The 7,604-nt window shown below is 66.1% G+C and carries 9 protein-coding genes; 2 read left to right on the plus strand and 7 right to left on the minus strand.

The features are described from left to right. Positions 1 to 90 precede the first annotated feature (90 nt). Together GSQ95_RS23050 and GSQ95_RS23055 are read right to left on the minus strand one after the other, a co-directional pair. Positions 91 to 639 (minus strand): glutathione peroxidase, encoded by a 549-nt coding sequence (locus tag GSQ95_RS23050; RefSeq protein ID WP_158896765.1) that lies wholly within the window; start codon positions 637 to 639, stop codon positions 91 to 93. Positions 640 to 720: 81 nt separating this feature from the next. Continuing rightward, complete coding sequence (locus tag GSQ95_RS23055) at positions 721 to 1,050, minus strand: hypothetical protein (protein WP_158896764.1); 330 nt, start codon at positions 1,048 to 1,050, stop codon at positions 721 to 723. A gap of 221 nt (positions 1,051 to 1,271) precedes the next feature. Between GSQ95_RS23055 and GSQ95_RS23060 the strand changes: the two genes are divergently transcribed. Then, positions 1,272 to 2,678, plus strand: coding sequence for an L-cystine transporter (locus GSQ95_RS23060; protein ID WP_158896763.1), 1,407 nt, complete (start codon positions 1,272 to 1,274; stop codon positions 2,676 to 2,678). 103 nt (positions 2,679 to 2,781) lie between these two features. Then, a complete protein-coding gene (locus GSQ95_RS23065) occupies positions 2,782 to 3,312 on the plus strand; it encodes a transposase (RefSeq protein WP_218580223.1) in 531 nt (176 codons plus the stop codon). A gap of 132 nt (positions 3,313 to 3,444) precedes the next feature. Here GSQ95_RS23065 and ureC read toward each other — a convergent pair whose 3' ends face one another. The 5 genes from ureC to GSQ95_RS23090 form a co-directional block, all read right to left on the minus strand. Further along, a complete protein-coding gene (gene ureC / locus GSQ95_RS23070; protein WP_158896761.1) occupies positions 3,445 to 5,145 on the minus strand; it encodes an urease subunit alpha in 1,701 nt (566 codons plus the stop codon). Between the two features lie 405 nt (positions 5,146 to 5,550). After that, a complete protein-coding gene (locus GSQ95_RS23075; RefSeq protein WP_064307547.1) occupies positions 5,551 to 5,856 on the minus strand; it encodes an urease subunit beta in 306 nt (101 codons plus the stop codon). Then, positions 5,853 to 6,362, minus strand: coding sequence for a GNAT family N-acetyltransferase (locus GSQ95_RS23080; RefSeq protein WP_158896760.1), 510 nt, complete (start codon positions 6,360 to 6,362; stop codon positions 5,853 to 5,855). Before GSQ95_RS23080 ends, GSQ95_RS23075 begins: the two co-directional genes overlap by 4 nt. A gap of 10 nt (positions 6,363 to 6,372) precedes the next feature. Continuing rightward, on the minus strand, positions 6,373 to 6,675 hold the full coding sequence (gene ureA, locus GSQ95_RS23085) for an urease subunit gamma (protein WP_007162996.1): 303 nt from the start codon (positions 6,673 to 6,675) through the stop codon (positions 6,373 to 6,375). A 79-nt stretch (positions 6,676 to 6,754) separates the two neighbouring features. Then, complete coding sequence (locus GSQ95_RS23090; protein ID WP_158896759.1) at positions 6,755 to 7,594, minus strand: urease accessory protein UreD; 840 nt, start codon at positions 7,592 to 7,594, stop codon at positions 6,755 to 6,757. Positions 7,595 to 7,604: the final 10 nt, after the last annotated feature.

The following is a 7,604-nucleotide window of genomic DNA, read 5'->3' on the forward strand; positions in this document are numbered from 1 at the left end:
GACAGGCCCTTTAGCGGACCTGTTGTGATTGGTGGGAGAGATGGTATCTACGAATCAGGTCACGCCTCGCCATTTACCAGCAGGGCAGCTTCAGCCTTTCGCCAATTCCTTCTCGATGGCCGCCACCAACCGCGGGTCATCCGCGGTCACATCCGGCGCGAAGCGCCCCACCACCTCGCCGTCCCGCCCGATCAGGAATTTCTCGAAATTCCACAGCACCTCGGGCTTGGGATTGGGGGTGCCACCACGACTCAGCATGCGCTCGCGGAAGGGGCCGTCGCCGGTCGTCTCGGGTTGCGCTTGGGTCAGTTCGGCATAGAGCGGATGCTTGTCTTCACCCACCACGCTGACCTTGGCGAACATGGGAAATTGCACACCATAGGTTAGGGTGCAGAATTCCTTGATCTCGGCGTCGCTGCCCGGCTCCTGCTGCTTGAAGTCGTTGGCGGGAAAGCCGAGCACTTCCAGGCCGCGCTCGCGCTGGGATTCGTAAAGGCGTTCCAGGCCTTCGTACTGGCTGGTCAGGCCGCACTTGGAGGCAACGTTCACCACCAGCAGCACCTTGCCCAGGTAGCGCTCCAGGGTCAGGGTTTCGCCGTCGATGGATTGCAGCGGGAGTTTCATCAGGGTCGCGGTCATGGTCGGCTTCCTCGGAAAGAAGCGATCAGCCTAGCGCAAAAACGCCGCCTCGATGGGCGGCGTCGATCAGACGGATGGGGCTCAGCGCTTGAGCTTGACCACGTCGCCGGAAACGGTGGTGGTGAAACCACTCAGGACGTAGGCCCAGAACCAGTTTTCCTGCACCTGGGCATTGATCAGCGCATCGCCACCGCGGGACTTGATGGCGGCCTGCTGAGCGCGCACGAAGCGGTCGTTCTGCTGGACCGGAATGAAGCCCAGGATCATGAGACCGGTCGCCTTGCCTTCGCCATGACCGACGACGGTGTACTGCGACGGACCCAGGTTCTGCGTCTTCATCGCGGTGCCGGTGCAGCCAGCGACGGCGGCGGCGAGGGCGAGGGAAGCGGCGAGCTTGGCGAAACGTTGCATGGAGTATTCCTTTTCTGATGTGGCAGGGCCGGGCGTCATTTCCCGGTTGGCTGAACTCTAGCAGCGCAACGCCCTGGGCGAGCCCCGTTCACCCCGGCGATAGGACCGCTCCTCCCGTTATCAGGTGATAGCGCCTCGATCTAAGCCGAGGCGGCCCGAGCTGCTACCATCGCCGCCTTTTCGTCCGGCGGTCGTGTCGGGCGCCGTTCTGGAGACCTCGTGTGAATCTGCCTCTCGTTCTCAACCTCGTCGCCTTCGCCGTGCTGCTCGGCCTGCTGGCGCGTACCCGCAACACCGGCTGGAGCCTGGCCGTGCGCGTCTTCATCGGTCTCGCCCTGGGCGTGGCCTTCGGCCTGCTGCTGCAATTCGTCTACGGGCATGACGCCCCGGTGCTCAAGACCTCCATCGGCTGGTTCAACCTGGTCGGCAACGGCTATGTGCAGCTGCTGCAGATGAGCATCATGCCGCTGGTGTTCGCCTCCATCCTGGCCGCCGTGGCGCGGCTGCGCGAGGCCTCGTCCATGGGCCGCATCAGCCTGCTGACCCTGGGCACCCTGCTGTTCACCACCGCCATCGCCGCCCTGGTCGGGGTGCTGGTCACCTGGCTGTTCGGCCTGAGCGCCGAGGGCCTGGTGCAAGGCGCCCAGGAGACCGCGCGCCTGACCGCCCTGCAGAACAGCTATGTCGGCAAGGTGGCGGATCTGTCGGTGCCGCAGTTGCTGCTGTCCTTCATTCCGAAGAATCCCATCGCCGATCTCACGGGTGCCAATCCCACCTCCATCATCAGTGTGGTGATCTTCGCCGCCTTCCTCGGCGTCGCCGCCCTGCGCCTGCAGCGCGACGATCCGGTGCGTGGCGAGAAGGTGCTAGCCGGCATCGACGTGCTCCAGGCCTGGGTCATGAAGCTGGTGCGCCTGCTGCTGCAACTCACCCCCTACGGCGTGCTGGCGCTGATGACCAAGATGGTCGCCACCGCCAGTCCTCAGGACGTGCTCAAGCTGGGCACCTTCCTGATCGCCTCCTACCTGGGCCTGGGCATCCTCTTTGGCGTGCATGCGCTGCTGCTGACCCTGAGCGGTCTGTCGCCCGTGCGCTTCTTTCCCAAGGTCTGGCCGGTACTGAGCTTCGCCTTCACCAGCCGTTCCAGCGCGGCGACCATCCCGCTGAGCATCGAGGCCCAGACCGAGCGCCTCGGCGTACCGCCCGCCATCGCCAGCTTTGCCGCCTCCTTTGGCGCCACCATCGGCCAGAACGGCTGCGCCGGTCTCTATCCGGCCATGCTGGCGGTGATGGTCGCCCCGACCTTGGGTATCAACCCCTTCGATCCGCTGTGGATCGCTACCCTGGTGGGTATCGTCACCCTGAGTTCGGCGGGCGTGGCCGGCGTGGGCGGCGGTGCTACCTTCGCCGCCCTGATCGTGCTGCCGGCCCTCGGTCTGCCAGTCACCCTGGTGGCGCTGCTGGTGTCCATCGAGCCGCTGATCGACATGGGCCGTACCGCCCTCAACGTTAACGGTTCCATGACCGCCGGTACCCTGACCGCACGCTGGATGGGCCAGCTGGACAAGGCCACCTATGACCGCAACGACCGCGCCGAAGCCCCGGCGGCGCCAATCAGTCGCGGCTGAGTCCGTAGGTCGGGTTGAGCGCAGCGAAGCCCAACAGGCGCGATCTATCCAAAGGCACTGGAAAAGGCTCTAGAATGCGCCTTTCCATTCACCAGGGACGGTGATCTTGGACTATCGACGCAGCCTTGCCGCGGGCGGCATCTTCTTTTTCACGCTCAATCTCAACGACCGCTCGGCCACTCTGCTCGTCGACCATATCGGGTCGCTCAGGCAGGCCGTGCGCGAGGTGAAGGTCCGGCATCCCTTCGATATCCTCGCCATGGTGGTCCTCCCCGATCACCTGCACGCGCTCTGGCGTTTGCCAGATGACGATGGTGACTATCCGCTGCGTTGGAGCCTGATCAAGGCAGGCTTCTCGCGTCAGTTACCGCCGTTGGAGACGGTGAATCTATCGCGCCGGCTGAAACGCGAACGCGGCGTCTGGCAAAGACGCTATTGGGAGCACCGGATTCGGGACGAGCAGGATCTGCAGCGACATTTCGACTACATCCATTTCAACCCGGTGAAGCACGGCCATGCGCCTAGGGCGGTGGAGTGGCCCCATTCGTCCATTCATCGCTATGTGCGAGCGGGCGTCCTGCCGGCGGATTGGACAGGACAGCGCGATGAGGACTGGGCGGTGGGCGAGCGGTGAGAGTTGGGCGTGTCGGGCTTCGCTACGCTCAGCGCCAACCTACGAGGTTCAATTCGCCACGCCGTGCCCAAGCGACCTTGGATACCCGTAGGTTGGTTGAGCGCAGCGAAGCCCAACATTCCCTGTGCCTCGTTAGAACAGGAAATACCGCTGCGCCATCGGCAGCACCTCTGCCGGTTCGCACCAGAGCAGCTGCCCATCGGCCTTGACCTGGTAGTTCTGCGGATCGACCTCGATGGTCGGCAGGTAGTCGTTGTGGATGAGGTCGCTCTTCTGCGCGGTGCGGCAGCCCTTCACCACGCCGATGCGCTTCTTCAGCCCCAGTTGCTCGGGCACCCCGGCGTCGAAGGCGGCCTGGCTGATGAAGGTCAGGCTGGTGTCGTGGAGCATGCCGGCGTAGCTGCCGAACATCGGGCGGTAGTGCACCGGTTGCGGGGTGGGGATGGAGGCGTTGGCGTCGCCCATCAGACTGGCCGCGATGGCGCCGCCCTTGAGGATCAGCGTCGGCTTCACCCCGAAGAACGCCGGGCGCCAGAGCACCAGATCGGCGAACTTGCCCACCTCGATGGAGCCCACCTCGTGGCTGATGCCATGGGTGATCGCCGGGTTGATGGTGTACTTGGCGATGTAGCGCTTGACGCGGAAATTGTCGTTGCCGGCGCCATCCTCGGGCAGCGGGCCGCGCTGCTTCTTCATCTTGTCGGCGGTCTGCCAGGTACGGGTGATGACCTCGCCGACGCGGCCCATGGCCTGGCTGTCGGAACTGATCATGGCGAAGGCGCCGAGGTCGTGGAGGATGTCCTCGGCGGCGATGGTCTCGCGGCGGATGCGACTCTCGGCGAAGGCCACGTCCTCGGCGATGCTCGGGTCCAGGTGGTGGCAGACCATGAGCATGTCCAGGTGCTCGTCGATGGTGTTCTTGGTGAAGGGCCGCGTCGGGTTGGTGGAGCTGGGCAGCACGTTGGGGAAGCCGCAGGCCTTGATGATGTCCGGCGCGTGGCCGCCCCCGGCACCCTCGGTGTGGTAGGTGTGGATGGTGCGACCCTTGAAGGCGCCCAGGGTGGTCTCGACGAAACCGGATTCGTTGAGGGTGTCGGTGTGGATGGCCACCTGGATGTCGAAGCGATCGGCCACCGCCAGGCAGTTGTCGATGGCGGCGGGGGTGGTGCCCCAGTCCTCGTGCAGTTTCAAGCCGATGGCGCCGGCGCGGACCTGTTCTTCCAGCGGCCCGGGCAGGCTGGCGTTGCCCTTGCCGGTGAAGCCGATGTTCATCGGGAAGGCGTCGGCGGCCTTGAGCATCTGCGCCATGTGCCAGGGACCGGGGGTCACGGTGGTGGCATAGGTGCCGGTGGCCGGCCCGGTGCCGCCACCGATCATGGTGGTGGTGCCGCTCATGAGCGCCTCTTCGATCTGCTGCGGGCAGATGAAGTGGATGTGGGAGTCGATGCCACCGGCGGTGAGGATCATGCCCTCGCCGGCGATGACCTCGGTGGCGGCGCCGATGGGCACGCTGACACCGGGCTGGATATCCGGGTTGCCGGCCTTGCCGATGGCATGGATGCGACCGTTCTTGAGCCCGAGGTCGGCCTTGACGATGCCCCAGTGATCGACGATCAGGGCATTGGTGATGACGGTATCCACCACCTCGGCGGCGAGTAGCTGGCTCTGGCCCATGCCGTCGCGGATGACCTTGCCGCCACCGAATTTCACTTCTTCGCCATAGACGGTGTGGTCTTCTTCGACCTCGATCCAGAGGTCGGTATCGGCCAGGCGCACCCGGTCGCCGGTGGTGGGGCCGAACATGTCGGCATAGGCTTGGCGGGAGATTTTCATAGGTGTGAATCCCGAATAAAGGTGGTCCGGTTTGCCCTCACCCCGACCCTCTCCCGGAGGGAGAAGGGGAAGAACGGATGGCATCCTGTTGCCTCGTGCAGGGAGTTATTCCTGGACGGCAGGGTGTTCTGGTTTGCCCTCACCCCGACCCTCTCCAGGAGGGAGAGGGGGAAGAGCGGGTGGCATCCTGTTACCGTGAGCAGGGAGTTATTCCTGGACGGCAGGGTGTTCTGGTTTGCTCTCACCCCGACCCTCTCCCAGGGGGAGAGGGGGAAGGGCGGGTGTTCCGGTTTGGCCTCTCGCTCCGCTCCAGTCTCGCGGAGCAGGAGGAAAGCGCGAAAGGCACGGTGTCTGCTTTTAGCCCCCTCTCCCTGAGGGAGAGGGTTGGGGTGAGGGGGCTTGTCCCTACAACTTCCCCATCACCCGCCCGGCGAAGCCGTAGACGGTGCGCAGGCCGGCCAGCTCGACCAGTTCCACCTCGCGACTCTGGCCCGGTTCGAAGCGCACGGCGGTGCCGGCGGCGATGTTCAGGCGCATGCCGCGGGCCAGGGCGCGATCGAACAGCAGGGCGTCATTGGTCTCGTGGAAGTGGTAGTGGGAGCCCACCTGGATCGGCCGATCGCCGCTGTTGGCGACGGTCAGGCTCAGGGTGCGGCGGCCGGCGTTGAGTTCGATATCGCCGTCCTGGATCTGGTATTCGCCGGGGATCATGGGCGCTGCTCCAGCATCAGTTGCATGAAGGTGAGATCCAGCCAGCGACCGAACTTGGTGCCGACCTGGGGCATCTGCCCGGTGGTGAGGAAGCCCAGTCGCTCGTGCAGGCGGATGGAGGCCTGGTTGCCGCTCTCGATGGCGGCCACCATCACGTGCTTGTCGCAGGCGCGGGCGCGTTCGATGAGCACCGTCATCAGGCGCGGGCCGATGCCCTGGCCGCGCTGGTCGGGGTGGATGTAGACCGAGTGCTCGACGGTGTGGCGAAAGCCCTCGAAGGGCCGCCAGTCGCCAAAGGAGGCATAGCCCACCACCACGCCGTCGGCATTCTCGGCGACCAGGATGGGGTAGCCCTGGGTGGCGCGCAGGTCGAACCAGGCCTGGCGATTGGCCAGGTCCACCGGGGTCTCGTTCCAGATCGCCGTGGTGTTGCTGACGGCGTCATTGTAGATGTGCAGCACGGCCGGCAGGTCGGCAGGGGTGGCGTCGCGGACGATCAGACTCATGGCGGTCTCCCTAGGCGATCGGCTGGTGGACGGTGACCAGCTTGGTCCCGTCGGGGAAGGTGGCTTCCACCTGGATCTCCGGGATCATCTCCGGAACGCCTTCCATCACCTGGTCGCGGGTCAGCAGGGTGGTGCCATAGTGCATCAGCTCGGCGACGGTGCGACCGTCACGGGCGCCTTCGAGCAGGGCGGCGGAGATCAGCGCCATGGCTTCCGGGTAGTTGAGCTTCACCCCACGCGCCAGGCGGCGTTCGGCCACCAGGCCGGCGGTGAAGATGAGCAGCTTGTCTTTTTCGCGGGGCGTCAGGTCCATGGGTGTTCCGATTGGCAGGTTCGGTCAAGGAAGGTCGATCATCGCGGCCGTGGGCCGCGCCTACAAGGGTGTCGCGACCTCAGGTGCTCCAGATCCGCGGTGGCACGGCGGCGCGACCGAGCAGGGCCGGGCGCAGCAGGCGCCAGACCTCGATCAGCCAGGCGCGGGCCTGCAGCGATTCGGCGGCCAGGCAGCGGGCGACAACCAGGCCGGGCAGTTGGGTCAGGTCGCCGCGGACCGGCAGACCAAGTTCGCGGCAACGCGCCAGGGTATCGGCGTCCAGGGTGCCGGTGATCAGCAGGGTGGCGAACACCGGCTGACCGGCGAGGCCGATGGGCGAGTCCAGCAACCGATCCGCACCGACCAGGCGCTGGCGCTCGTGCCACAGCGGAGTGCCGTCACGGCGAATGTCCAGATGCGCCTGGAACAGGCCCTCGGCGAAGCGCTCGGCACTGGCCGGGCGGCCCAGGGCGACGATGTCCCAGTAGCAGAGGCGAGCGTCGCCCGCCAGCTCGATGCGGGTGGCGAGACGGGCCTGGGCGCCGGAGAAGACGATGGTCTCCTGGGGCAGCCATTCCAGGGTTGCGCCAGCGGCCACGCGCAGGTCGATCTGCTGGTGGGCGGCGCTGTCGGCGCGATACCACTTGGCCGCCCCGGGGCTGGTGAGCTGAGCCCAGGCGTTTTCGCCGACGCTGACGTCGATGTCCAGCCGATCGCCCCCGGCGATGCCTCCCGGGGGATGGACGATGATGTGCTGGCAGAGCTCGGGGCCTTCGGCGTGCAGGTGTTTCTGCACCCGCAAGGGGCCGAGGTGGCGGCGGGTGATCGGCCGGGTCCAGTCGCCCTGGCGGGCATAGGCCAACTCCAGGCGCGCCAGCCAGGCGGGGGTGAAGAGGGCAGGGGGCAGGGCAGAGGTCATCGGGTGGTCG

The organism is Pseudomonas sp. BAV 4579, assembly GCF_009765395.1.
Lineage (GTDB): Bacteria > Pseudomonadota > Gammaproteobacteria > Pseudomonadales > Pseudomonadaceae > Chryseomonas > Chryseomonas aestiva.